Source organism: Alteromonas sp. W12, assembly GCF_001924945.1.
GTDB classification, from domain to species: domain Bacteria; phylum Pseudomonadota; class Gammaproteobacteria; order Enterobacterales; family Alteromonadaceae; genus Alteromonas; species Alteromonas macleodii.
In genome coordinates this window covers 1,298,730-1,324,609 of the sequence record NZ_LQXH01000001.1, presented here as the reverse complement: position 1 = coordinate 1,324,609, position 25,880 = coordinate 1,298,730, and the positions used below count along the sequence as shown (strand labels likewise).

The following is a 25,880-nucleotide window of genomic DNA, read 5'->3' as shown; positions in this document are numbered from 1 at the left end:
GCCGTATTACGCGCCGATTACTTTCTTGCCTTTGTAATAACCGTCAGCGGTCACGTGGTGACGACGGTGAGTTTCGCCCGACGTTGAATCGACAGACAAAGTCGCGCCTGTCAATGCATCGTGTGAGCGACGCATACCGCGCTTAGAACGCGTTTTACGATTTTGTTGTACTGCCATAACTTACTCCTGGTCTCGCTTAAGTTCTTTCAAAACCGCGAAAGGGTTTTGTCGCTCTTGTTCCGGTTCAATCTTTCCAAACGACATATCGTCTTGCTTCACTGTACACTCCGACTCTGCATGAAGGGGCACAATTGGCAAAGATAACAGTAGCTCGTCTTCAAAAATTTGAAGCAGATTAACTTCTCCGTGGTCGTTGACCTCTACCGGTTCGTAAGCCTCGGGAATGATGTCATCGCTTTCCTGTTCGTCTCCCTGCACTGGAGTAAAACAGAATTCCGCTACCACGGGATAATCGAGTTCACCATTACACCTTTGACAGATAAGTGTTACCTGCGTGGCTAAATGGCCGTGAAAGACAGTAAGACCCTGCGCGTCTTTTTCGAACTGTACTTCTGCGTCCACATAGTCATTGCATCGGACAACTGCTTCACTCAATCGTTCCATATCTTTAGACGCAATCACGCCCCGGTAATCGGAACGTTTCATGGCGCTTTTAGTCGGTTCAACCGAATGAGGGAGTTTCACTTTCTGCATAGGGCGCGCATGATATAGGGTCAACCCCTTCCTGTCAAAGCAAAATTGCGTTTTAACCTACAATAAAACGCTGTATGTGGTGCGCAGTGATAATGTAACATTGTACTACTAACTGAAAGTACGCAACATATTGATTTTATGAAAGGAGTAATTGTGGCCTCCCTTGTTCTTGCCTCATCATCGCAATACCGAAAAATGTTGCTCGCCAACATTGGTATTCAGGTAGACACCCACGCACCAGATATTGACGAAACGCCCTTTGCGAACGAAAGCCCTACTGCATTGAGTTTACGTTTAGCCGAACAAAAGGCGCACAAGGTTGCCGCTGAATTAGAAAAGGTAAATAACGACACCATTATTATAGGTAGTGATCAAGTAGCTTTGGTCCAAACCGATGCGGGCCCGCATCTACTTGGCAAGCCTGGCACGTTTGAAAATGCAGTAAACCAGCTAATGGCATGCCAAGGTAAGCAAGTGTCATTTTATACTGCACTTTGCCTTCACCAACCTAGCGCTAGTAAAACGATAACACAGGTAGATGAAACACGCGTTTTCTTTCGCCATAACAGTGAAGCTGCCATTCGCGCCTATGTAGATAAAGAACAACCACTCGATTGCGCCGGCAGTTTTAAAAGCGAAGGTTTGGGTGTATTACTGTTCGATAAAATAGAAAGCCGCGACCCTAACAGTTTAATCGGTCTTCCGATAATGCTGCTAAATGAATTACTGGGCGCACACTTCGATGTGGATTTATTAGCAATGGCTGCACAGTAAGCCACTAATTCTGCAAGAGCAGCGCTATCAAAGCAGTTCTATAAAAACAGCGCTATTTAAGTAGCGCTGTTTCTAGTTCACTTATAGAGTGCACAAGCGCCACAGGTAACAACGCTTCTAAATGAACCTGCGCATGCACACCGTATGACACCCCTATTCTATCCATACCAATCGTTTTCGCCATTTGCATGTCGTAGGTTGTGTCGCCAATCATCACTGCATCTTCTATTTTTACACTAAGTTCATCAAGTAACTGTAGGAGCATGTCGGGCGAAGGCTTTGATTCTGCCTCATCGGCGGTACGTGACGCACTAAAGAAAGGTCCCGTCCCTGTTTGTGCCCACGCTCGATCAAGACCGCGGCGCGCTTTACCTGTCGCAACGGCCAAAGTGCATCCCGCTTCTTTCAAATTGCTAAGTAACTGTTCAACGCCATCAAACAAAGGACACGGCGTTGTATCTCGAGTGACAAATGCCTCTTTATAGGCGGCGACTAAACGTTCGGCTAACTCATCGTCTTTGATATTAAAAAGCTGTTTAATGGCAGGCTTTAAACTTATACCAATAATGTGACCTACTTCATCGTAGGTAGGAACAGGCATATCACACTGCTTTGCAGCAAGCTGCATGCAGCTAACAATTTTTGCCGCCGAATCCATGAGCGTGCCATCCCAATCGAAGATAACTAGTTTGTACTTAGGCAGTGTTTTATCTAACGAAATGAAAGGCTGTGTTTCCACAGCCTGTTTTTTTGAATGCATAACTTACAGCGCTTTAAGTGTATTTGAGAGTGTGTCGTCTAATGGCGCGGTAAATGTTACGCGCTCTTCAGTCGCTGGGTGCAGCAATGAAATACTGCGCGCGTGAAGGAACAGTCTGTTCAGCCCTTTTTGGCGCATTGCCGCGTCGAAATCCGCATCACCGTATTTTGGGTCACAAGCAATAGGATGACCCGCATGCAAACAGTGAACGCGAATTTGGTGGGTTCTACCTGTAATAGGCGACGCTTCAACCAAGGTTGCACCCGCGTATTCCTCTAATATGCGATAGCGAGTTTCTGACGGTTTGCCATCGTCGCTTACACTTACCATGCGCTCACCCGATTGCAGCACATTTTTACGAAGCGCCGCTTTAACTTTAAATCGGGTTTTAGGCCACTCACCTGCAACTAGCGCATTATATCGCTTGTCCATTTTACCGGTGCGAAGCTGCTCATGCATGTGGCGAAGGGCAGAACGTTTTTTAGCAATTAAAATGCAGCCTGATGTGTCACGGTCTAGTCGGTGTACCAATTCCATAAATTTGGCATCGGGACGCAAGGCTCTTAAGCCTTCGATTAAACCAAAACTCAAGCCACTTCCTCCGTGAACAGCCATTCCCGATGGCTTGTTGATAACAAGTATACGGTCGTCCTCGAAAAGGATATGCGACTCTAATGATGCAATTTTATCGAGCTTTGGCGATGGCGCAGGCGCACCTTCCGACACGCGAACCGGTGGAATTCTGATTAAATCGTCGGCTTGTAACTTATATTCAGGCTTAACACGACCTTTATTCACCCGCACTTCACCTTTGCGTAAAATGCGATAAATCATGCTTTTCGGCACACCTTTTAGCTGGGTGCGCAAAAAATTATCGATACGTTGACCAGCCAAGTCGGCTTCAACCGTTACAAAACGTACTTTTTGGGGAGCTTCTTCTTTCATAGAAGCATTATACCCTATTGCAAAGTGCCCAACATACTGAAAGTTACGTTTTACTAAATAATTATTATATCAGCGCTTAGCTAGGACTTAGAAAACCCACCTTTGCGCATACTTTTTATCCAAAGCGCATGTTTTCTGTATTTAACATCTCAATTTATGGGATTTATTCATTCGCTTTCCTTGCTAAAATTTGACTTTTAGTGCGATAATTATCGATGTTTTTAACACGATTAAATTCACGTAAAAAGAAAGGTGTGGAACAGGCATTTCGTTGCCGCACTTTAACAATGTGAAACACAGCGTTATAAAAACAACAACAAGACCGAAAATCAGCACGCATCTGAGTGTGTTGTTTTAACTTGTAAACGATAAAAGCATGGTTTGAGCGTCGGTGACATCAGCAATGATAAGTGTTCGATGAAATAACACATTCATACCGACCCCGCGAGAGAGGCAACGACTACACTGCCGTAAAAAGCGAGGCCATGCTTGCGAACATAAAATAAGTTTGCCGTTTAGCTAACAGAATTAAATGACAATTGAGTGGCAAAAATGATGCCGCTTGAAAAAATGAAATGAGTAATAAGGGCTAGTCGCTCCCGACATCCTTAAAGCAGTGTGAACATGAATGCATCTGTACGATTATACGTGTCAATTCACGATCGTATGGGTTTGCGCTTAAGATAATGGCGCTTGTTTATTCGCGTGAGTGTTTGCCCACCAGGGATAATGCGACGTTACAACAAGGTCCCCGTCCAGCCGTGAGGTTGCGCGGTGAGGGTTTGCACATGTCACTTTAATTTTGTGTCTTAACGGCTGTACGAAAACAGAGTTAGATACAATGAAAAGAATGTTAATTAATGCAACTCAGCAAGAAGAGTTGCGCGTTGCTCTTGTCGATGGGCAACGGTTGTATGATTTAGATATAGAAAGTCCAGGACACGAGCAGAAAAAAGCGAACATCTACAAGGGTAAAATCACCCGTGTCGAACCTAGCTTAGAAGCTGCTTTTGTTGACTACGGCGCAGAGCGTCATGGTTTCCTACCCCTCAAAGAAATTGCCCGCACTTACTTCCCTAAAGGTTACAAATTCGAAGGCCGCCCAAACATCAAAGATGTGATCAAAGAAGGCCAAGAAGTTATTGTTCAAATTGACAAAGAAGAACGCGGTCAAAAAGGCGCTGCATTAACTACATTTTTATCGCTTGCCGGTAGTTACCTTGTGCTTATGCCAAACAACCCGCGCGCAGGCGGAATCTCACGCAGAATCGAAGGCGATGAGCGCACAGAACTTAAAGAGTCACTAAGCAAATTAGACCTTCCTGACGGTATGGGTTTGATTGTTCGTACTGCGGGCGTTGGTAAATCTTACGAAGAACTAGAGTGGGATTTAAAAGTACTGCTCACCCATTGGGAAGCCATTTCAAGCGTTGCTGAAGAGCGTGAAGCGCCTTTCCTAATTCACCAAGAAAGTAACGTAATCGTGCGTGCTATTCGTGACTACCTACGTCGCGATATTGGCGAAATCCTTATTGATAAAACCAGCATTTACGAGCAAGCATTGCAGCACATTCAACTTGTGCGTCCAGACTTTGCCAGTCGCGTAAAGCTTTATCGCGGTGAAGTACCGTTATTTAGCCATTACCAGATCGAAAGCCAAATTGAGTCTGCATTCCAGCGTGAAGTTCGCCTTCCTTCTGGCGGTTCAATTGTTATCGACCCTACAGAAGCACTCACTTCAATTGATATCAACTCTGCCCGTGCCACAAAGGGTGGAGACATTGAAGAGACAGCGCTTAACACAAACTTAGAAGCGGCAGACGAGATTGCCCGTCAATTGCGCCTTCGCGATTTGGGTGGTCTGGTTGTTATTGATTTCATCGATATGACGCCAGTACGTCATCAACGTGAAGTTGAAAACCGCATGAAAGACGCAGTGAGAAGCGACAGAGCACGAGTACAACTAGGTCGTATTTCTCGTTTTGGCCTTCTTGAGATGTCCCGTCAGCGCTTACGCCCGTCTTTAGGTGAGTCTGCACACCACGTGTGCCCTCGCTGTTCTGGTCACGGTACCATTCGCGGCACGGAATCATTGGCTCTGTCTATTCTTCGCATTTTGGAAGAAGAGAGCATTAAAGAAAATACAGGCCAAATTGAAGCACAGTTGCCTGTTCCAGTTGCGACGTATTTACTTAACGAAAAACGTAAGTCTATTCAGCTTCTAGAAAAGCGCCACGGTGTTGACTTGCTACTTATTCCTAATGCGAACCTAGATACACCGCACTACCAGGTATTACGCAGACGTCCAGATGACGTTATATCTGAAGCGAGTTACGACGTAGAGTTAATGCCTGCGGTAGAAGCTGAGACGGAAACAACGACTTCTGCACCGGTTAAGCGCGAAGAGCCAGCACTGAAAGGCCTTGTTGCACCAACGGCTGCACCTGTAGTTGCGCCAAAAGAAGAAACAGCAAAGAAAGCCGACGATGTGCCTTCACTATTTGCCCGATTTGGCAAATGGATTAGTGATTTATTCGGTAGCGAAAGCGAAGAAGAAACCAATAAAGACAAGAAGCCACAGTCTGGTAATAAAAATAGAAACAACCGCAGCCGCAATAATGACGACCGTCGCCGCAAGCCGCGCAACAAGAACAATCGTCGTGGCAATCAGTCTCAAGGTAAAGACCAGAACCGCGATGGTGAGCAACAGGATAATCGCAAACCGCGCGGCGAACAACAACGAGACCAGCGTCAAGATCAAGATGATAAGCGCAATAACAAAGGTCGTAAGCCTCGTAAGGCACAGCAACCACGCGATGAGCAACAAAAGCCTAAGCACGAAAAGCAAGATGGCGAGCAGCAAGAGAACCAAGCGCAGAAGAAGCGTGAAGTTGCTGAACGCAGAAAACGTCGTGACAAGCGCCGCAGCGTCCGTGTGAAGAAAGATGACAACGGGGCAACTACTGTTGAACAAAACGAAGCCCAGGCTGCGCCAGTAGTTAAAGAAGCGCCATCGCAGCACAAAGCTAAAGCTGACGCCAAGCCTAAAGCGCCGAAAGCAGAGTCACCGGTTGAAAACACTGCTGAACAGAAGAAGGATGAGCAAAAGCCAGCAGTCAAAGCCGCGCAAAAGCCAGCGGATAAACCTGCTGAAGCGAAGCCAGTATCGGATGCTGTTAAGGGTGAAGATGACTCATCAGCGGTAACTAGTGATGCCGTTGACGGCACTGATGCAAATACCGACGCTAACAGTGAAGAGCATGGTCAAAAACGTGAAGGCCGTGGCCGTTCACGCCGCTCTCCACGTCACGTTCGTGCGGCTGGTCAACGTCGTAAGAAAGAGTCGCAGCAAGTTGACGATTCAGACACGCAAGCTAAACAGCCTGGTGAGTTGTCACCGCAGCAGCCAGAAGCAGAAGTTGAAGCGACAGCTAAGACAGATGCACCTGTTGTCGAAGAAACACAAGCAAAAGAGCCTGGGCAACTAGCGCCAGCTGAAGAGCAACCTGTTTCTAAGCAAGAGAAAGCAAAACTTGACGTTGAAGCCGTTCAGGACGAACTTCAGTTTGATGCAGAGCCTTCAGCGGGTAAAGAACCTTCAGCGGATGCAGAGCCTGTAGCGAACGATAAACCTTCGGAAGCTGTAGACTCAACTGATGAAGTAACGTCAGCAGACGATAACGCGACAACTGAAGCTAAACCGGCTAAAGAAGCTCAAACTTCAGTGCAAGAAAGCAACGTTGAAGTAACAGCTCCGACAGCACAAGCGGAACCGGCAGTTGAAGCTAAAACAACGCAAGCTGATACGGCGTCAGAAGCTAAAGACGAAGCAACGGCATCGCCAGAGCAAGTTGAAATAAACTTGGCTGACGCACCTGTAGTTGCAGAACCAGAAGCACAGCTGCAAGAAGCGAAAGCAGATACGCCAGCGGCTAAAGAAGAAGCTGAACCAACAGCAGCGCCTTCTTCGAGCCTAGCAGCGAGTGGCAAAGGAAAGCGTGGTGCATCGCACCCTATGGCATTGCCTGCAGCAGTAAACGACGCATTTGTTGATGTAGCGCTTACCGCTAAAGCTGACGACACACGACCTGCACTCGCAGTATCGGGTAAAACTGCAGCGATGTCGCACGTAACGTCACGTGCATCAGCAGTAACAACGCTTCCTCAGTCGGTAGATGACGTTACCGAAGTAGCAGCAGTGGCTGAATAATTTTCAGTCGCTAGTGCGCTACTAGCTAATTGACGTAAAAGCCGCTTTCGAGCGGCTTTTTTGTTTGTTAGTGTACGTTTAACATCGAGTCCGAGTTGAGAATAAAATGTCAGATACGGTAAACCAGCAGTATATAGATTGGTTAAGCCAAGTGTGTAACGCGCATGTATTAGACACACAAATGATTCAACCTCTTTGGAGTGGCTACGGAGCGTGCTTTCGTGCCACTTTGGGCTATCCTAATAATACTTTTTCAAAGAATCACGACGAGAGAAGCCCTTTCCAAGAAAGCCAGTATCACCAAGCTCAACAAAACCCACTTGGCGCGCAACAAGTTGGAGACGAAGCAGCACTAAAAGTAGTCGTGAAATGCGCCACTCCGCCACACAGGCTTTCACACCCTAAAGGCTGGAATGGTGAAGCTAGCCACAACCGTAAGTGCCAATCTTTTAAGGTAGAGAACTGTTTTTATAGCGACGTTCAAGTCCAAACTGATGCGTCGTGCCGTACAGCTAAATGCTTAGGGCACAGCCAACAGGGCGAAGCCTCCCTTCTTGTTATGGAAGACTTAGCACACAGCGGCTATTCTCGCACGGCCTCTTCACTTACCGCTGAGCAATGCATCACTGTTCTAAAATGGCTTGCCAACTTTCATGCACGCTTTGTCAATAAGAGAGATGAATTTGATAGCCGAAGTTTACAATTATGGCCTGAAGGCACTTATTGGCACTTGGCAACCCGTGAAGATGAGTTCAACGCCATGTCGGATGGATTACTAAAGCAACATGCTGTCGATATATCTACCACGTTAGGCAACGCTCACTATCACACTTTGGTGCACGGCGATGCTAAAGTGGCTAACTTTTGTTTTACCGAAGATTTTTCTGACTGTGCAGCTGTCGACTTTCAGTACGTGGGTTATGGCGCAGGCATAAAGGACGTGGCGTATTTTTTGGGCAGTGCCCTATCAACCCAAACCCACATGAAACATCGTGATGCATTGCTCGATAACTACTTTCAAGCGCTCGAAGATGCGCTACACACTCGATTGGCTAACAATGATAGTTCGGCTTGTTTCAAGCGTGCTGATATTGCGCTTATCATTGCTGAATGGAAGTACCTGTACCCCTTCGCCTGCGCTGACTTTTATCGGTTCTTAGCGGGTTGGAGCCCCGAACACTGGAAAATAGATGAAGAGCTCCAATATCAAACAGATATTGCCTTGTCTATTCTTGAGCGCACGGCTTAAACGATTGCGTTTTCATAGTGATCACGACTTTTATGAACGTACTTTTTTTCTCTCTCGCGCCCTTTTTTACGTTCTATTTCTACACCAATTCAGACGACATGTCGCTGGTAGCCCATCTGCTCTGACTTACTATTTTATTGCCGTGAAACTGCACCATTAAATTACATTTAGCGTATATAGTGACAAATAATCATAACGCTGCTGCCAATGTACAAACGTAAACTCTACCTTTTTGGGCTACTTTCCACTTTTATTCTGTTGATTGCTTTAGCCAGTGCAGCCATATCTGCGCATTTAACGCGCACTAACTTAGCGCAAGCTCAACTCGCTCAATCCCTGCTGTCAGAGCACCAGCAGTTATCAAGTATTTCCTACAGGCTTTTCAAACAGCTAACCGATGAGCTAATTTTTGGCAAGAATGCGAACCAAGCGAAAGTGAGAAACAAGCAACAACAAATAGAAAACTCGTTGAACCGTATAAAATCTCTGGAACTTGCTCAACGCGAAGCACTAGGGCTTGAGGCAACACTAGGAAGTGTTGAAGATACCGATGAACTTGAAGCGCTGATTCAAGGCATTGTGGAAGAGTTTAGAGCTATTGCGCTAAGTAATGACAGTACTCCACTTAATCAACAGCAGCGCCTTCAAACATTACTTGAAGTAACTATCGACAACCAGTTTAGGGAGGCCATCAACTCTGCAGTAAACCGCCAAACAGGCGTTGTATCGCGCATTAACGCTAGCATCGAAACGCTAAACAGCAGCATTGTGTGGTTTACTATCAGTTTAGGCCTTATCACCTGTCCTTTCATTCTGCTGGGTTGTTATTGGCTATTCAATGCCCTGTATCAGCCGCTTACAGTTATTCGCACGGGTACCGATGCCATTGCCTCGGGAAACTACCACTATCGATTGCCTGAAACCCTGGATAGCGAATTTACTGACTTGGTCAAAGCACTAAATTCGATGATAGCGCGACTACAAGAACACGAAGACCAGGCTGATGCCCATCGTAAGCACTTAGAGTTTGAAGTGGAGAGCCGAACCCGGGCTTTAAAAGAAGCCAACAATAAACTCACTCAGCTGGACGCAAAGCGCCGACAATTTATGGCTGATGTAAGTCACGAATTGCGCACGCCGTTAACCATTATTCGTGGCGAAGCGCAGGTAACCCTTAGGCAGTCTGCGGCTAGCAACGAGATTTATAAAGAAACGCTAGAAACCATACTTGAGCAAGCCGTGAACTTAAGTAAGTTGGTTGATGATTTGCTGCTGCTAGCGCGTGCCGAGATGCACGAATTTACTGTAGATCTGGTTAAATCTGACTTACATAACCTGCTTACACAAAATATGACGTTATGGCAAAAGCTCACAAAGCCAAGAGACTTAGATCTTAAATGGCTTGCCAATAATGAGGTCCAAGTGCTCATCGACAAAGACAGAATTGTGCAGGTACTGACCATCCTTATCGAAAACGCGCACAAATATTCTTATCCCGATACGCCCATTGTGCTGCGCGTTGAGAGCGAAGGCCCGAATATCAACGTATCGGTCATTGATAGCGGTGAAGGCATTTCTTCAAGTGATTTGCAGCACGTTTTTGAACGCTTCGTTAGGTTAAAGCGCAAAGGCAATGGAATGGGGCTAGGTTTGTCTATCGCTAAAGCGATAGCAGAAGCCCACCACGGTACATTGAGTGCGCATTCCACATTAGGTAAAGGCTCGCAGTTCACGTTGACGCTGCCAGTTTTACAAGACCACGCGACTAGGGCCTGATGACCGTTGCTGTACATTTTTGCAGCGGTCAACAGGCCCCCAATAACAACCGTTAAGTAACTTCGAACGACTAGGATCATAACAACAATGAAAATTCTTATTGCTGATGACGAAGCCCCCTTGCTACGCTTTCTATCACGAGGCTTAAGCGCTGAAGGTTTTGAGTGCATCGAAGAGTCGGCATTACACAACTTAGTCACGCGCATTCGTCATGAAGCCCCTGCTATTATTGTACTTGATCGCATGTTTGGTGATGAAGATAGCGTAGAGCTGCTGCCCGCAATTAAGTCGCTTCCCCATGCCCCTATGGTTTTGTTGCTAACCGCGGTGGACGAAGTACGCGAGCGCGTGAATGGTTTAAAACAAGGCGCGGATGACTATTTGTGCAAGCCATTTGACTTTGACGAACTACTTGCGCGCATAACGGCCTTAAGCCGAAGAGTGACGAATACACCGGTTACCCAATTAGGCCTCACCATCGGACCGTTAAACATCGATGACGAGTCACGTATTGCGACATTGTCTGGGGAAGAGATTTCACTCACCAAACTAGAATACGACATGCTCTACTACTTCGCAGAAAATGCTGAAAAAGTGCTGTCTCGAGAACGCATATTAAGTCGAGTATGGCGAAGTCACAGCGATCCGCAAACTAATGTTGTTGATGTGTATATCAGTAGGCTGCGACAAAAGCTTCACAGCAGTGATGCCATATTTATTGAAACTCTGAGAGGCAACGGCTATCGGTTGACCACCAGAAAATAGTCGTTTCGTCTCATTAGCTATTGCATTCATGTGTTATCCCGCCTAATTTGAACACTCGTTCAGATTTTATAAAGGATAATTATGGCTCGCTCACCTTCTTCATTACTCTCAAGGCTATGTTGCGCAACCGCTGTAGGCATTAGTCTATTGTCATCACCAGTCTTCGCTCAGACAGACACCAGAGGTGCCGCGCAGCCTGATAAGAATACAGCAATGTCTGCACGGGAATTGCGAGCACCAAAGGTTATCTTTTTCGATGTTAATGAGACCTTACTTGACCTCACCGCCATGCGCAGCTCGGTAGGCGAAGCCTTGGGCGGTCGAGATGATTTGTTGCCACTGTGGTTCTCTACTATGCTGCATCATTCACTGGTTGATTCAACGACTGGCCGCTTTCATACCTTTGGAGAAATTGGCGTTGCCTCCTTGCTGATGGTGGCTGAAATTGAAGGTATTGAATTGACCAAAGCGCAAGCGAAAACGGCAATTGTCACGCCATTGCGAAGCCTACCACCCCATCCTGACGTGCGCGATGGCTTACAGGCACTTAAAAACAAGGGTTATAAACTAGTAAGCCTTACCAACTCGTCTAATCAAGGCGTATATACTCAATTTAAGAATGCTGATCTTTTGTCTTATTTCGACGAGCGGCTAAGTGTAGAAGACATTAACTTATATAAGCCCGATACACGCACGTATGAATGGGCTATTGAAAAAACGGGTATAGCAGCAGAAGACGCTATGTTAGTGGCGGCCCACGGTTGGGATATTGCTGGTGCTAAACAGGCAGGCTGGCAAGCCGCGTTCATTGCACGCCCCGGTAAGGTACTTTACCCGTTAGCAATAGCGCCTGACACGGTGGTAAGCGGACTAGATGAATTAGTCTCCCAATTACCCGATGCCAAATAAGCGTTAGGGTTGATGGTATCTAGGTGCACATAAAAGCACAGCCTATCGGTTGGCACGGGTAAACATAATTATTAGGTTAAACGCCTGGGCCATAAAAGGTCATGCCAACCAATATTTCGAGCTAGGCACTGAGCTACGCTGTTGCCGTGCCTGCTCTTTTCATATCGATGTGAGGAATATCGTCTTCCAAGTACATAGTCGAGGTGACTTCAAACCCAAAACCTTCATAAAACCGTTTTAAATACTCTTGCGCGCCAATTTCAATATCACAGCCTGGCCATAACGCCTCACAATGATCAATGGCTTCACGCATAAGTGCTCTGCCCGCCCCTTTACCTCTGAAAGCTTCGCTGGTAGCTACTCGACCGATACTCACCGATGGATAACTAACCCCTTCGCCAAGTAATCGTGCACACGCTACCAATTTGTTATCTTGAAACCCCATTAAATGATGAGTTTTTGGATGGCGGTCTTTTTCGTCAAGCTCCGGATAGGCACAGTTTTGCTCAACGACAAAAACATCGACACGCAGCTTGAGCAAGTCGAAGAGTTGATGATTCGTCAGTTCATTAAATGTAAGTGATTGCCAGGAAACCATGTTGCCTCGATGATTTTTTATTATTAACGTTTGAGTAGCGCCTTTAACAGATCCTGTTAAAGTTATAGATGTCAAAATACAAATTTTAAGATGCCAATTTTAAAATGCTAACTTTAAAATCTCTGCGACGATAACGATTGGTTTAGTGTAACGCAACCCATTTTACTCACAACTTATGCTACAGCCTGAGCACCACACGCGTAGGTCAAGATACTCTGGATTATTCAGGCTCTAGGGTTAAGATACTCGTTGTTCGCCAACCCTGCCTTGACATAGTCAATGAACATTTTAACCTTAGTAAGGTTCTTACGCCCTTCAACACTTACCACCTGTATAGGCAACTTTTTGTCTTCCACATCTTCTAACAAACTTACCAAATCACCACTTCTAAGTGCTTCTGCAACCTGATAGGACATCAACCGAACAACCCCAACGCCTGCAATGGCGGCGTTAATAGCCGCTCTGTTTTGGTTGGATTGAAAACGAGGTGTGAGCTTAATGGCAATAGGTCTGCCGTTTTTGTGATACGTCCATACCGCTGGCTCGTTAAAGCGCGTCGGATAAAGCACACTATGCCGTTTTAAATCTTCTGGCTTTTTTATGGCCGGGCTACTCGCCAAGTAGCTAGGCGCCGCACAGGTTACACGCCGTACGTATCCTACCGTAACACCGTAAAGCGAAGAGTCTTTCGGGTTACCTATACGTATTGCTACATCCATATTGCTATCAATTAGATTCACCACATCGTCGTGAAAATGCCCGTTAACCCTAATGTCGGGATAGTCCTTAAGAAATTGGGATATTATTGGCGTTACATAACGTTCGCCGAACAAAATGGGTGCCGTGATGTTAAGCTCACCTCTGGGCACCAAGTCAATGCCAGACACAGCAGCTTCACTTTGCTCAATATCTGCCAGTATACGTGAAACATGAATAAGGTAATGTTCACCAACCTCACTCAACTTCACTTGCCGCGTTGTGCGATGAAAAAGTCGAGTATTTAACTGTGCCTCTAAATGTGCAATACACCGAGTAACCGCAGGCGCTGACATCGACATCGCGTCTGCAGCTCCTACAAAGCTTCCCGACTTAGCAGCCTCTGCAAACACTCTCATGCACAAAAGCTTGTCCATATTATTTCACTCAATGAAATTATAAATTTCAAAAATAGCTAATTATTAAATAAAAGGAAAGTTCTAGTATCGCTATCAGCTTTTACACGTTTTCGTTCAGGTTAACGTTTTTACACTACAGCCCAATGCCTACAGGAGTTATTTATGAGACCACCGCTTCCCCCCTTTTCACCTGAAACCGCAGCGCAAAAAGTGCGCCTTGCTGAAGACGCATGGAACACCAAAGATGCGGTAAAAGTTGCAGGTGCTTATACCTTTGACTGCCTTTGGCGCAACCGAGCAGAATTTATTGAAGGACGTGCTCAAATAGTGAGTTTTTTGACGAGAAAGTGGAACAAAGAGCTCAACTATAAATTAGTAAAAGAGCTATGGGCATTCAACGCAAACCGCATAGCAGTGCGCTTTGCATACGAGTACAAGGACGATTCTGGTCAATGGTATAGAGCTTACGGTAATGAAAATTGGCAGTTCAACCTTGATGGCCTAATGGAAAAACGTATTGCCAGTATCAACGAACATCCTATTTCAGAAAGTGACCGAAAGTTCACGTGGGATGGTGAACGACGCCCTGACGATTTTCCCACTCTGTCCGAGCTTGAGCTGTAAACAATGTTGATAATAACACCCAACTAACCATTTCTATTGAGAGGATGAATTTATGACAAATCCAACAAGCAATACATTGCCAAAAAGCCCTATTGTTTTGATTCAAAACCCTAAATCTGGCCACTGCCACAAGGTTTCATTGTTTATGGCACTGAATGCCATCCCTTTCACAACCGTTGAGCCTGACATGGCCAAAGGCGAGCACAAGAGTGAACGCTTCAGCTCACTTAACGTGTTTAAACAAGTCCCCGTGATAACAGACGGTGATATCACTTTGGCTGACTCCAATGCCATTCTGGTTTATTTGATCCACGCATACGCAGACAGTGACTATTGGCTCGGAAAAGACGCCAAAGAAAAAGCGCTAATTCAACGCTGGCTATCAGTCTCAGCGGGTGAACTTGCTAAAGGGCCGGCCGCCGCGCGATTAGAATACGTATTTGGAGCAACTATTCATGTGCCCACAGTACTAGCCACCAGCGAGACGTTACTTGCAAACATGGAGGCTCATCTAGAAAACACGGTAAGTGCTTTTTTGGTTGGCGAACACGTTACCGCAGCAGACATCGCTATGTATTCGTATATAGCTCATGCCCCTGAAGGAGGAATATCGTTGTCCAAGTTTCCTCTTATCAATGCCTGGATAAATGCGGTTGAGAGTCTGGATAATTTTGTCCCAATGCCAGCGTCTGACATCGCACCAGCGCGCAATACCAGTCAGCATAGTTAATTGAGGTCGTTATGTCTCTACCTAAGCTATCATCCTTGAACCCAGCGTTTCATCAAGGCGAAATTGCACTGCAAAAAAAGCTGGAAATTGACAGGGAAATCGGTGAGCGAACGAATGGTTTTATCCGTAGCTTTATGCCAGAACAACACAGGCAGTTCTTTACATCCAGTCCGTTCACTGTTTTCGCCTTGGTAGACGAAAAAGGCCACCCTGTAGCCACGCCTGTTTGGGGAGAAGGAGATTTCATAGAAAGTCCCTCTGCTACCCGATTGCGCTTTAGCCTACCAGTAGAAGTTTGGAATATGATGCAACACTCGTTAAATCTCGACGCGACTTCAGGCAGCAAAATTGGAATCGTCGGCATTGAATACGCTACAAGGCGAAGAAATCGGTTGAACGGTACGATAAGTCACGCAACTAATGAAAACCTTACGGTATTGGTAGATCAAAGTTTCGGTAACTGCCCCCAATACATTCACAAACGAACCACAGTCAAAAAACAACGTGCCGTTCAGACTGCCCCAATGAAAAACACAGTAGGTGCCGGTGATTCTACATTTTTTACTTCAACATCGAATGTGCTCACCCCAAGCGCACGCTCGCTAATATCAAGGGCTGAAACGTTTTTTATTGCCTCACGACATAAATCTTTAGGCCATGCAGCGAATGAAGGGCTAGACGTTTCTCACAGGGGGGGCAAAGCAGGCTTTGTTAAAGTGGAAGGGAATTCGTTAATCTTTCCCGATTTTAGCGGTAATAAATTCTTTAATACCTTGGGCAACATCCTACTAGACCCACGCGTCGGTCTGTGTTTTTGGGATAATGAAACAGGTGACCTTCTGTTTATTAAAGCAAAGGCGAGTATCGAATCCCTCGAATCGAATATAACCGCGTTTGAAGGTGCAGAGCGCTTTGTGTCTCTTTCGGTATTCTCGGTAACACATATTTCGGGTGCGTATCCCTACTCCCATGAGATCACAGACATGTCCCCCTATGCACTAAAGACAGGCGACTGGAAATAAGCGGTTAATTGATGAACCCTATCATCTAGTTAGCGTAATCAATTGGAATACCGTAACCAGAATGGTTACGCTGTTTAGACAAAAAGTCTTGGTTAGGTTTTGTAGACAAGGGCAAATGCCCGCGTAGACACAGGGGCAGAACATGAGTGATAAGCGTAACATCAAAACGTACAACAAACCCGCTGGCGGATGGGGGGCACTAAAGAGTGTAACCCAGAGCTGGATCCAAAGCGAAAAGCCACTTAAGAATCTACGAGCCATGCTCAAGACGAACCAAGACAAAGGCTTTGACTGCCCAGGCTGTGCGTGGGGTGAATCACCAGAAAGTGGTTTAGTGAAGTTTTGTGAAAATGGTGCTAAAGCAGTGAACTGGGAGTCTACCGGTCGCTATGTTGACCCAACATTTTTCTCTAAGTATTCGGTCGGCTCACTGAAAAAGCACACCGACTACTGGCTTGAGTCACAAGGGAGACTCACCCACCCTATGCGCTACAATGCTCAAGCAGGCCATTACGAACCAGTATCATGGGACGATGCCTTCGCACTTATTGCCAAACACTTGAAGGGTTTACATTCCCCTCATCAGGCGGAGTTTTATACCTCCGGGCGGGCGAGTAATGAAGCCGCCTATTTATATCAGTTATTCGTGCGCGCATTTGGCACAAATAATTTTCCCGATTGTTCAAATATGTGCCACGAAGCGTCGGGGCAAGGTATGAAACCTACGATAGGCGTGGGCAAAGGCACAGTTACGTTCAATGATTTTGCAAAAGCAGACACCATTTTTGTTATCGGCCAAAATCCGGGAACTAACCACCCTCGCATGCTAGAACCTCTTCGTGAAGCAGTACGAAGAGGGGCGCAAGTGGTATGCTTCAACCCGTTAAAAGAGCGTGGCCTTGAACGATTTCAAAACCCGCAGCATCCCGTTGAAATGCTTACCAATGGCTCTGAGCCAACCAATACCGCCTATTTCAGGCCTGCTCTTGGTGGTGACATGGCGGTTATGCGCGGCATCGCTAAATGGCTGTTAACTTGGGAGCAAGAAGCCAAAGCGAACAATGCTCCTCCCGTATTCGACCACGACTTTATTAACGCACATACCAATGGAATGGACGACTATTTGAGTTCCGTTGAAGCGACGAGCTGGGAGCATATTGAAGCGCAGAGCGGTTTATCAAAAGACGAAATACGTCACGCGGCAACCATGTACAGACGTGGAGAACGGGTGATCATGTGCTGGGCAATGGGGATCACCCAACACAAGCACTCAGTAGCTACGGTTCAGGAAATAGTGAACGTACAACTACTACGAGGAAACGTGGGCAAGCCTGGTGCAGGGCTTTCTCCCGTTCGTGGCCACAGCAATGTGCAGGGGGATAGAACTGTGGGTATTAACGAAGTACCCCCCAAAGCATTGCTTGACGCACTAGAGAACAAGTTTAACTTCGCCGTTCCACGAGAAAGAGGTCACAATACGATTCAAGCTATCCAGGCTATGGAAAGTGGTGAATCCAAAGTTTTCATCGGCTTAGGCGGTAATTTCGCCCAGGCGACGCCAGATACGCCGCGTACTCACGCTGCGCTGTCACAATGCGACTTAACCGTTCATATCGCCACCAAATTAAATCGTTCTCACCTAACCACAGGTAAAGACGCGCTTATATTACCCTGCTTGGGACGTACTGAAATTGACATGCAGGCTAGCGGGCAACAAGGCGTGACTGTGGAAGATACATTTTCTATGGTCCATATTTCTTATGGCCAACTTCCGCCAAGCTCGCCCGAACTTCGCTCTGAACCCGCTATTATTGCTGGTATCGCGAAGGCGACGTTAGGCAACACGCCGGTAGACTGGGACTTCTTAATAAGCGATTACGACAATATTCGTGAGCTCATTGCCGACACCATAGACGGTTTTAAAGACTTTAACACCAAACTCGCTCAACCAGGTGGTTTTCATTTAGGTAATGCAGCAGGTGAGAGACGCTGGTTAACACCATCGGGCAAAGCCGAGTTTGCTGCTAACGCCCTGCCTGATTCACTGTTAAATGCTGACCTCGTTGCGAAAGGTGAAGAGCCGGACCTCATTTTACAAACACTGCGCTCTCATGATCAGTACAACACAACTATTTATGGTATGGATGACCGCTACAGAAACGTGTTTGGCGCGCGGGACGTTCTGTTTGTCAATGAACGTGACATTAAGAAGCTGGGTTTTAACGATGGCGATAAAGTCGACATTACGTCAATGTGGAACGACGGCAAAACACGCCAAGTTAAACAGTTTATGTTGGTGGCTTACGACATCCCGCAAGGTCAAGCAGCAGCATATTACCCCGAAACCAATCCGTTAGTACCACTAGAAAGTTACGGTGATGGCACGTTCACACCAACATCGAAATTTATCGCGATCAAACTTTCGAAATCTGAATCAGATGGCCGAATAGCAGTCTCTGCGGTGTAGGCTTTTCGTTGCTTATCCGGTACTTATCAGTACAGGCCCTTTGTTTCTAACTGGCTCGCTGCGCACTACTTTTCTTGCGGTGCGTAAGCTCTTGGAGGGTCATACTTAGGTACATGGATCAGGGTGAGACCATAACGGCTTGCCCACTTTACTGATAAGGCTGTAGGAGCAGATAGCGTCACTACCAAAGGTAATTTAGCTCTTATCGCTTTTTGAACCAACTCTAAACTGCAGCGGCTTGTGAGCACAACAATACCTTCAGGTTGAAAGAGTTTTTTGGTGGTGATAGCACCAATTAATTTATCAAAAGCATTATGCCTTCCTATATCTTCTCGGCATGCCAGCACATTGCGCTTAGCATCAATGTAGAGCGCTCCATGCACCGCACCGCTCTGCTGAGCTAATGCTTGCGCATTAGATATAAGGCTTCGCAATCCTTTAAACCAGCTCACATCAGGCAAAGGCGATACATCAATAGACGTCAATTGAGGCAAAGCGTTGTCTAATGCCTCAACACCGCAGAGCCCACAGCCCGACGCCCCCGCCAATTGCCGTTTATTTTCCTTTAACTTCCAGAACGCCTGATTGGCAATTTCAACTTCCGCATTGATGTGTTCTTTGTGATGCGTCAATTCAATACCGTAAAGCTGGCGGGGATGTTCAATAATGTCGTTACTTAAACTGAAGCCCACAATGAAATCTTCAATGTCGTTTGGGGTTATCAGCATTACGGCATAATTAATACCGTTATAACTAATGCTTAAAGCGACTTCTTCGGCAAGGGCAAACTTTTGAATATAGGGTGTGGCATCTAAAACTAATGCGTGTTGTTCAGTGTTACTTTTCATGTGGCCAATCACCTGGAGTATTCACATTCAACCACTCTACGCCATCTTCATTGGACATATTTGCGAGACGCTTTTTGTTATCGCTTTCATCTTTACGCGCTATTTTTTTGAGGTCGCCTTCTTTAAGAGAAACTGCATTGAGAATTTCTAAAAATCCTACCACTCGTCTTTTACTTTGCTCAACTAGATAGTTGGCTAAGAGGGCTTTGGTGTCCTGAGTAACGGGTAAATAGAAAGGCAAAAAGCGTTTTTCCACATAACATGCCTTTTCAGCCTCTCGCCCTCGCGAAACTAATATTCTCAAAAGCTCGGGCGTCATCTGCGGCATGTCAACGGGAAGAACAAGTAGTTCACAAGGATTGCCATTGTGATTATCAGATTGAGATAGTGCGTCTAAAACAGCATGTACTCCGCTAAGCGGACCTGCATCTTCAATTCTGTCATTCAAAAAGCCTGGCGCGTTGCGGCTAATTAACACTTTATCACAACTCGCAGACTGTAAAAGTAACGAAGCATTATCGATGAGAGTACGGCCCTTATAACGCATAAGTGCTTTATCTTGCCCCATTCTGCGCGATTGACCACCCGCAAGCACTAAACCGATGAGTGTCGTATTCACTTTACTCACTGCATATGCCCCCTTTATTGAAAATCTCCTCATATCCTTTTAAAAACTCAAAGCATTGCTTGGCAATGGGAGAGCTGGGTTCGCCTTTTCGCATGATAAGCCCTAGAGGCGAAATGGTTTTACCATCGTCAACAGTAACATAGGCGAGCCCTAAATCATCATTGGCCTTTGCGACGTTCGTTGGAAGGATCGTACAACACATCCCCTTTTTCACTGCTTGCAGTAAACAATGAACCGAGTCTGATTCAATAACAGGCTCATTGTTCACGCCCACATTTGCCATGTTTAACGTGATTGACTGCCTAAAGTGCATTGAAGGTGTTAATAACCCAAGTGGCAGTGATGAAAGAGACTGCCAGCTTAGGGTATCTTGCTCAAAGCAGTAATGATTAGGGTGATACAGCAACACCATTGGTGTAGCTTTAAACGGCAAAATATGGAAGTGTTGCGCGCTCATGCCTTCAAGGTAACAAAGACCCAGGTCAAGCTCGTTACGGTGTAGCGCGTTAACGATATACTCACTGCTATGTGTTTGTAAGGAAAACTGTAGTGCACTGTGCTGTTTTGAGAGGGTGTCAATAATGTCGATAGGATCGACACTCGCTAGAGGAACGGCACCAATCCGAAGTCGGCCAACTAAGGCACCTTTGCACGATGCAGCTTCCGCTTGTAATCCGTCACACGCCGCTAAGATATTCCTTGCCCATGCCAAAATTCTTTCACCTTCCGGCGTAAAGCCTTGGAATCTGTGGTTGCGAGCCACCAACTGAATGCCAAGCTCATCTTCTAAATTATGAAGACGTGAAGAAAGCGTGGGTTGTGTAACATTGCACGACTTAGCCGCTTTACCGAAGTGCTGCGTCTCATCTAACGCGACCAGAAACCGGAGCTGACGAATATCCAAAGACCAATACCTTAATCATGATAGATAGCTTCTATCATGATTCTACCAATGGAATTCTTGACTTGTAAGTACATTAAACGCATGTTTTTAGAATAAGCCAAAAATCCCAAAAATATGTGCACATACTGATTGATAAAAACTATCACTCAAGATTATTCGCCCAGCATAGATTTAGCATTTTGTTCTGCGCAAGCGCTTCGACGCTGCTAGACCGACATCGCCTGAAAAATTTGTAGACGACGTGTACTAGCGCCTGTTGACCTTTGATGATGCCTTCTTACAACAAGTCCCATTGAAAATAGAAATAGCCATACCGTTGCGGCTTCACTTACTGCATGAGTAACCGTAGTCAAATAGCCAATATCAGCAAACGACGCTACAGTGGTATCACTTAACGAAATTGGATATGGCCCCAAATACCCTGTCATTAAATCTGATGAACCACCAGGCCAAGGTTCGTCCCAGTGACTGTTGGCAGTGCCGGCTCCTCCCCCCAGTTCTACAGGAATAAATGTGGCGTTTTCAACAAACTCGCGGCGATAAATTTCCAAAGCGTACTCTCCGGTGTAACGCCCTGAACCGCTGACGTAGTTAGATTGGCTGCCCGCAATAAAAAAGTCGGTCGTCCACAATGTTCCAAATCCAATTACATGGGCCATCTCGTGTACGATGACATCAAAAAGCGTACCGCGACTTTCTAAGCTAGCAAGGTCTGCCGTATCAAAACGCATGCGGCCTTTATTTGCATAAACAAAAGTGCTGTCTGGTAGCTGAGTGATACCCGTTGGGCCAGCACTACCCAATATGCCACCCACACCATCAAGTGCAACGCCACTCGCATCTATAACAATATTGTGATTAAACTCGCTTTGAACGCCTATTAGGTAAGACTCCCAATAAGCGATTGCATCATCAAAAGCGCTGGATTGTGAAGGTGTTAAACCACCAAGATCGTTAATAGAAATTTTGAATAGTCCTGCATTTGCTGAAAAAGACACACACAACGACACCACAACACTGAAGAACCACTTAATTGAGACACCCATGGCACCCCTCCAAAACTAAGAAAAAACGTTCGATGCAAATAAAATGAGTAACGTAGGCCTGTTTATCTTTGCTGTATTTCAAAGCTCAACAGGGTAAGGACTAAAAAAACTATAGTAGAGAAAACCGTAAGTAGTTATGAGAAAGATTGCTTGTTAACGGCAAAAGTAAAAATTACTAAAGATCAACGTGTTGAATTTTTTAACAGAGAATGCTTAACGGTAAGTCGTTCGCCATTGGCACAATGACGTATTGGGAGTGGGAGAATTATTGAAACTTTTTTACGTCGACTTTCCCGCTTACCACGCTCTGTGATACAGAGCGCGGCTGCGAGAATGAATTAGAGGGCCTACCAGGTTAAATCATCTGGAATTTCATAATCGGCGTACCAATCATCTTCTTCTTCATCTTTACCGTCGGCTCCGCTCTTATCTAAATCAGCACGGTAAATAACTGAAGCCTCGTCGCGCTGCGCAATTTTGTCAGCAACGGGGGCTGGTACTAGTTCATAAGCGTCATCTAGCAATACAACAGCCAAACGACCTTTTGTCACTTGCTTGTGCATCTCTTCACTCACATACAGACGCTTTACTACGTTGTCGTGTGTAAAGTTAAGTAAGGTTTCGCCATTGCGCGGTTGTTTGTTTACCGTAATAAGCTGCCTTACCTGCGCAATAATTGAGCGCTTCTCTCGCTCCTGCTGTTGAAGCTGGTTTAGCTCGCGTGAGCGCGCTTTTTTCTCTTCAGCTGCTTGTTGAGCAGCAATAGTCGCTTCATCAACGACAGGTTGTTTTTGCTTATTCTTTTGCTTTTGTTTTTTGCGTTTATCTGCACGCGCTTGCTTTGCAGACGCTTTATCGGCCAAACCGGCTTTCAGTAGTTGGTCTTGTAAGGAGGCCATAATTACTCTCTGTTACTCTTTTTCTATTGATACGCTTTGCAGACGCTTACCGTCTTTTAACTACGTAACAAGCCCGAGCAATGTCGGGCTTGTGAATTTCAATTAAAGGTCTATTTTTACCTTTTCCGAATTAAAGGCGTTACTTCTTCTTGGCTTTAGTCGCTGGCTTTTTAGCGGCTTGCTCCTGCCATTTGCCATTGTCGTACCACGCAGACCATCCTGTTGCTTTACCGTTGTCATTCTCAGACATCACGTATTGCTGTTTGGTCTTCCTGCTGTATCGAACTATTGCAGGGTTACCATCAGGGTCTGTTTGTGGCGCATCAGCAAGATAATAGAATTTCGGCGAAATTCTATCTCTAAAGCGAGCAAGTTCTTCCACTTTCGGCGCACGAGTTTCACGCGACTTTGGAAAGTTATGCGCCGCTAAGAAAATTCCCGAAGCGCCATCACGTAGCATAAAGTGCGCGTCAGACTTTTCACACGGAAGCTCAGGTAAATCTACCGGATCTTCTTTTGGCGGCGCAGCTTCACCGTTTCTAAGTAGCTTACGAGTATTCTTACACTCTTCGTTGGTGCAGCCGAAGTATTTACCAAATCGACCGTTTTTAAGCTCCATATCGCTGCCACATTTATCACACTCAATAATGGGGCCGTCATAGCCTTTTATCTTGAATGTGCCTGTTTCAACTAAGGTGCCATCACATGTTGGCGTGTTACCACACACATGAAGTTTACGGGTTTCGTCAACCAAGTAACTGTCCATCGCCGTGCCGCACTTAGGACAACGCTTTTTAGAACGAAGCGCTTCTGTTTCGAGCTCTTCTTCATCGTCCACTTTCACGACTTCGTCACCAGGCGTTAAATTCATGGTGTTTGTGCAGCGCTCTTTCGGCGGTAAATTGTAGCCTGAACAGCCCAAGAATACGCCAGTTGACGCGGTTCTCACGTTCATTTCACGGCCGCATTTATCGCACTCAACACCTGCAGGCACTGCCTGATTCAAGCGCATACCGCCCTCTTCAGGGTCTTTCTCAGCGTTTAACAGTTTTCCGTAGAAGCCGCTGTAAAAGTCGTTGAGCACGTCCTTCCAATCTTTCTTGCCTTCAGCAATATCATCAAGATGCTGCTCCATGTTGGCAGTAAAGTCATAGCTCATTAAATCGTCAAAGTTTTCCATCAGACGATCGTTTACGATTTCGCCCATTTTCTCGGCATAAAAACGCTTGTTCTCTAAGCGCACATAGCCGCGATCTTGAATCGTCGAAATAATACTGGCGTAGGTCGATGGACGACCAATACCGCGTTTTTCAAGCTCTTTTACCAACGAAGCTTCATTAAATCGCGCTACAGGCTTGGTGAAGTGCTGTTTAGGATCAAGCGCTTTTAAGTCAAGCACATCGCCTTTTTGTACATCAGGCAACATGAGCTCTTCTTCGCCTTTTTTACGAAGCTGAGGTTGAACGCGAGTCCAGCCATCGAACTTAAGTACGCGGCCCTTCGCCGTCAGCTCGTAATCACCCGCCGCCACTTTAATAGTGGTTGCATCGTACTTAGCTGGAGTCATTTGACAGGCCACAAACTGGCGCCAAATAAGCTCATAAAGACGCTGTGCATCGCGTTCCATATCGCCTAAACTTGCAGCACTTATGCTCACGTTTGAAGGACGGATCGCTTCGTGCGCCTCTTGCGCACCTTCTTTACTGCCGTAGCGATTTGGCGAATCAGGCAGGTACTTGTCACCAAAATTATCTGAAATGTACGCACGAGCACTGTCCAACGCCTCTTGGCTTAAATTGGTTGAATCCGTACGCATATAGGTGATGTAGCCCGCCTCATAAAGGCGCTGTGCCATCATCATGGTTTTCTTAACACCAAAGCCCAATCGAGTACTTGCCGCTTGTTGTAGCGTTGAGGTAATAAATGGTGCAGAAGGACGACTTTGCGTAGGCTTTGACTCGCGGCTTTCTACCGTGTAGTTAGCCCCTTCTAAGTCAGCAAGCGCTTTATCAGTTTCGGCCTTGTTTTTAGGCTTAAACGCATTGCCCTGGTGCTTTGCTACTAGCATGCGCAGTGCCGCTTTTTGCTGGCTAGTTAAATCTGCGTGTACGTCCCAAAACTCTTCAGGTACAAACGCTTTAATTTCTCGCTCACGCTCTACAACAAGTCTAACCGCTACCGATTGAACTCGCCCTGCTGAGAGGCCTCGCGCAATTTTTTTCCACAGAAGTGGCGATACCATGAAGCCTACAACACGGTCTAGGAATCGACGAGCCTGCTGGGCGTTGACGCGAGAGATATTTAGTTCGCCCGGATCTGAGAACGCATCTTGAATCGCGTTTTTAGTAATTTCGTTAAACACCACTCGCTGGTAAGTTTTGTCTTTTTTACCTAGCAGCTCTTGTAAATGCCATGCAATCGCTTCCCCTTCGCGGTCCAAATCGGTCGCGAGATAGATAGTGTCAGCATCTTTAGCAAGCTTTTTAAGTTCGTTAACGACTTTCTCTTTACCCTGCAGCACTTGATAGTGGGCTTTCCAGTCTTTCTCTGGATCCACACCCATTCTGTCTACAAGCTTCAAATATTCGTGACGGCGAAGATATTCTTGACGCTCTTCTTCGCTTAAAGTTTTGAGTTCTTTAGCCGTTTTTTTAGGCTCTACTTTGCCTAAAGCCTTCGTCGGAAGATCTCGCACGTGGCCAACCGAACTTTTTACGATAAAATTTTTACCGAGATATTTATTTATCGTTTTCGCTTTGGCTGGTGACTCGACTATGACCAGTGATTTTGCCATATAATTGAACTAAACCTATTGATTTTTAATGACTATTTACGTCAAATTCTGAAAATTGGAGCAACCTTGCACTATATATAGGGTACTCGCTCTTTTTTAACAT

The 25,880-nt window shown here is 45.9% G+C and carries 22 protein-coding genes; 10 read left to right on the top strand and 12 right to left on the bottom strand.

Translation table 11 applies throughout. From position 1 onward, the window contains the following. Positions 1-6: 6 nt before the first annotated feature. Both rpmF and yceD read right to left on the bottom strand, forming a co-directional pair. Complete coding sequence (gene rpmF / locus AWH61_RS05585) at positions 7-177, bottom strand: 50S ribosomal protein L32 (protein ID WP_012518206.1); 171 nt, start codon at positions 175-177, stop codon at positions 7-9. Between the two features lie 3 nt (positions 178-180). Continuing rightward, the gene (gene yceD, locus AWH61_RS05580; protein ID WP_075176426.1) at positions 181-714 is read right to left on the bottom strand and encodes a 23S rRNA accumulation protein YceD; all 534 of its coding nucleotides are present in this window, start codon (positions 712-714) and stop codon (positions 181-183) included. 153 nt (positions 715-867) lie between these two features. On the opposite strand from yceD, the gene AWH61_RS05575 reads away from it, so the two are divergent. Further along, positions 868-1,488 (top strand): Maf family protein, encoded by a 621-nt coding sequence (locus tag AWH61_RS05575; RefSeq protein ID WP_075176425.1) that lies wholly within the window; start codon positions 868-870, stop codon positions 1,486-1,488. A 52-nt stretch (positions 1,489-1,540) separates the two neighbouring features. Here the strand turns inward: AWH61_RS05575 and AWH61_RS05570 are convergent, their stop codons facing one another. After that, positions 1,541-2,248 carry an HAD family hydrolase gene (locus AWH61_RS05570; protein WP_075176424.1) on the bottom strand — a complete coding sequence of 236 codons (708 nt, stop codon included), beginning with the start codon at positions 2,246-2,248 and terminating at the stop codon, positions 1,541-1,543. Between the two features lie 3 nt (positions 2,249-2,251). Further along, positions 2,252-3,193, bottom strand: coding sequence for a 23S rRNA pseudouridine(955/2504/2580) synthase RluC (gene rluC / locus AWH61_RS05565; RefSeq protein WP_014949207.1), 942 nt, complete (start codon positions 3,191-3,193; stop codon positions 2,252-2,254). Positions 3,194-4,034: 841 nt separating this feature from the next. Here rluC and rne point away from each other — a divergent pair. The 5 genes from rne to AWH61_RS05540 all read left to right on the top strand — a co-directional run bounded on the left by rne (position 4,035) and on the right by AWH61_RS05540 (position 12,102). Continuing rightward, positions 4,035-7,403, top strand: a complete 3,369-nt coding sequence (gene rne / locus AWH61_RS05560) for a ribonuclease E (protein WP_075176423.1) — start codon at positions 4,035-4,037, stop codon at positions 7,401-7,403. Between the two features lie 106 nt (positions 7,404-7,509). After that, positions 7,510-8,652, top strand: coding sequence for an oxidoreductase family protein (locus AWH61_RS05555; protein WP_075176422.1), 1,143 nt, complete (start codon positions 7,510-7,512; stop codon positions 8,650-8,652). 207 nt (positions 8,653-8,859) lie between these two features. Continuing rightward, positions 8,860-10,428 (top strand): sensor histidine kinase, encoded by a 1,569-nt coding sequence (locus AWH61_RS05550; RefSeq protein WP_075176421.1) that lies wholly within the window; start codon positions 8,860-8,862, stop codon positions 10,426-10,428. A gap of 87 nt (positions 10,429-10,515) precedes the next feature. Beyond that, positions 10,516-11,193, top strand: coding sequence for a response regulator transcription factor (locus AWH61_RS05545; protein ID WP_075176420.1), 678 nt, complete (start codon positions 10,516-10,518; stop codon positions 11,191-11,193). A gap of 81 nt (positions 11,194-11,274) precedes the next feature. Further along, entirely contained in the window at positions 11,275-12,102 is an 828-nt protein-coding gene (locus AWH61_RS05540; protein ID WP_075176419.1) for a haloacid dehalogenase type II, read from the top strand. Positions 12,103-12,235: 133 nt separating this feature from the next. Here AWH61_RS05540 and AWH61_RS05535 read toward each other — a convergent pair whose 3' ends face one another. Continuing rightward, positions 12,236-12,700 carry a GNAT family N-acetyltransferase gene (locus AWH61_RS05535; protein WP_075176418.1) on the bottom strand — a complete coding sequence of 155 codons (465 nt, stop codon included), beginning with the start codon at positions 12,698-12,700 and terminating at the stop codon, positions 12,236-12,238. Positions 12,701-12,924: 224 nt separating this feature from the next. Further along, positions 12,925-13,815 carry a LysR family transcriptional regulator gene (locus AWH61_RS05530; RefSeq protein WP_048818577.1) on the bottom strand — a complete coding sequence of 297 codons (891 nt, stop codon included), beginning with the start codon at positions 13,813-13,815 and terminating at the stop codon, positions 12,925-12,927. Positions 13,816-13,977: 162 nt separating this feature from the next. On the opposite strand from AWH61_RS05530, the gene AWH61_RS05525 reads away from it, so the two are divergent. From AWH61_RS05525 to AWH61_RS05510, 4 genes are all read left to right on the top strand, one after another. After that, the gene (locus AWH61_RS05525) at positions 13,978-14,439 is read left to right on the top strand and encodes a nuclear transport factor 2 family protein (RefSeq protein WP_075176417.1); all 462 of its coding nucleotides are present in this window, start codon (positions 13,978-13,980) and stop codon (positions 14,437-14,439) included. 52 nt (positions 14,440-14,491) lie between these two features. Next, positions 14,492-15,169, top strand: coding sequence for a glutathione S-transferase family protein (locus tag AWH61_RS05520; protein WP_075176416.1), 678 nt, complete (start codon positions 14,492-14,494; stop codon positions 15,167-15,169). Positions 15,170-15,180: 11 nt separating this feature from the next. Beyond that, entirely contained in the window at positions 15,181-16,191 is a 1,011-nt protein-coding gene (locus AWH61_RS05515) for a pyridoxamine 5'-phosphate oxidase family protein (protein WP_075176415.1), read from the top strand. Between the two features lie 142 nt (positions 16,192-16,333). Further along, positions 16,334-18,658 (top strand): FdhF/YdeP family oxidoreductase, encoded by a 2,325-nt coding sequence (locus AWH61_RS05510; protein ID WP_075176414.1) that lies wholly within the window; start codon positions 16,334-16,336, stop codon positions 18,656-18,658. A 65-nt stretch (positions 18,659-18,723) separates the two neighbouring features. Here the strand turns inward: AWH61_RS05510 and fdhD are convergent, their stop codons facing one another. The 6 genes from fdhD to topA form a co-directional block, all read right to left on the bottom strand. Further along, a complete protein-coding gene (gene fdhD, locus AWH61_RS05505) occupies positions 18,724-19,506 on the bottom strand; it encodes a formate dehydrogenase accessory sulfurtransferase FdhD (RefSeq protein ID WP_075176413.1) in 783 nt (260 codons plus the stop codon). Beyond that, the gene (gene mobA / locus AWH61_RS05500) at positions 19,496-20,134 is read right to left on the bottom strand and encodes a molybdenum cofactor guanylyltransferase (protein ID WP_075176412.1); all 639 of its coding nucleotides are present in this window, start codon (positions 20,132-20,134) and stop codon (positions 19,496-19,498) included. The genes fdhD and mobA overlap by 11 nt, the downstream gene beginning before the upstream one ends. Continuing rightward, complete coding sequence (locus AWH61_RS05495; protein WP_014976308.1) at positions 20,127-21,038, bottom strand: LysR family transcriptional regulator; 912 nt, start codon at positions 21,036-21,038, stop codon at positions 20,127-20,129. The genes mobA and AWH61_RS05495 overlap by 8 nt, the downstream gene beginning before the upstream one ends. Before the next feature lie 206 nt (positions 21,039-21,244). Further along, on the bottom strand, positions 21,245-22,084 hold the full coding sequence (locus AWH61_RS05490) for a leishmanolysin-related zinc metalloendopeptidase (RefSeq protein WP_075176411.1): 840 nt from the start codon (positions 22,082-22,084) through the stop codon (positions 21,245-21,247). A gap of 347 nt (positions 22,085-22,431) precedes the next feature. Then, on the bottom strand, positions 22,432-22,983 hold the full coding sequence (locus AWH61_RS05485; RefSeq protein ID WP_014976306.1) for a DUF2058 domain-containing protein: 552 nt from the start codon (positions 22,981-22,983) through the stop codon (positions 22,432-22,434). A 139-nt stretch (positions 22,984-23,122) separates the two neighbouring features. Then, entirely contained in the window at positions 23,123-25,777 is a 2,655-nt protein-coding gene (gene topA / locus AWH61_RS05480) for a type I DNA topoisomerase (RefSeq protein ID WP_075176410.1), read from the bottom strand. Positions 25,778-25,880 lie beyond the last annotated feature (103 nt).

Coding starts and splice junctions, on each gene's coding strand:
- rpmF (WP_012518206.1), bottom strand. CDS start 177: ATGGCAGTACAACAAAATCGTAAAACGCGTTCTAAGCGCGGTATGCGT.
- yceD (WP_075176426.1), bottom strand. CDS start 714: ATGCAGAAAGTGAAACTCCCTCATTCGGTTGAACCGACTAAAAGCGCC.
- AWH61_RS05570 (WP_075176424.1), bottom strand. CDS start 2,248: ATGCATTCAAAAAAACAGGCTGTGGAAACACAGCCTTTCATTTCGTTA.
- rluC (WP_014949207.1), bottom strand. CDS start 3,193: ATGAAAGAAGAAGCTCCCCAAAAAGTACGTTTTGTAACGGTTGAAGCC.
- rne (WP_075176423.1), top strand. CDS start 4,035: ATGAAAAGAATGTTAATTAATGCAACTCAGCAAGAAGAGTTGCGCGTT.
- AWH61_RS05555 (WP_075176422.1), top strand. CDS start 7,510: ATGTCAGATACGGTAAACCAGCAGTATATAGATTGGTTAAGCCAAGTG.
- AWH61_RS05550 (WP_075176421.1), top strand. CDS start 8,860: ATGTACAAACGTAAACTCTACCTTTTTGGGCTACTTTCCACTTTTATT.
- AWH61_RS05545 (WP_075176420.1), top strand. CDS start 10,516: ATGAAAATTCTTATTGCTGATGACGAAGCCCCCTTGCTACGCTTTCTA.
- AWH61_RS05540 (WP_075176419.1), top strand. CDS start 11,275: ATGGCTCGCTCACCTTCTTCATTACTCTCAAGGCTATGTTGCGCAACC.
- AWH61_RS05535 (WP_075176418.1), bottom strand. CDS start 12,700: ATGGTTTCCTGGCAATCACTTACATTTAATGAACTGACGAATCATCAA.
- AWH61_RS05530 (WP_048818577.1), bottom strand. CDS start 13,815: ATGAGAGTGTTTGCAGAGGCTGCTAAGTCGGGAAGCTTTGTAGGAGCT.
- AWH61_RS05525 (WP_075176417.1), top strand. CDS start 13,978: ATGAGACCACCGCTTCCCCCCTTTTCACCTGAAACCGCAGCGCAAAAA.
- AWH61_RS05520 (WP_075176416.1), top strand. CDS start 14,492: ATGACAAATCCAACAAGCAATACATTGCCAAAAAGCCCTATTGTTTTG.
- AWH61_RS05515 (WP_075176415.1), top strand. CDS start 15,181: ATGTCTCTACCTAAGCTATCATCCTTGAACCCAGCGTTTCATCAAGGC.
- AWH61_RS05510 (WP_075176414.1), top strand. CDS start 16,334: ATGAGTGATAAGCGTAACATCAAAACGTACAACAAACCCGCTGGCGGA.
- fdhD (WP_075176413.1), bottom strand. CDS start 19,506: ATGAAAAGTAACACTGAACAACACGCATTAGTTTTAGATGCCACACCC.
- AWH61_RS05490 (WP_075176411.1), bottom strand. CDS start 22,084: ATGGGTGTCTCAATTAAGTGGTTCTTCAGTGTTGTGGTGTCGTTGTGT.
- AWH61_RS05485 (WP_014976306.1), bottom strand. CDS start 22,983: ATGGCCTCCTTACAAGACCAACTACTGAAAGCCGGTTTGGCCGATAAA.
- topA (WP_075176410.1), bottom strand. CDS start 25,777: ATGGCAAAATCACTGGTCATAGTCGAGTCACCAGCCAAAGCGAAAACG.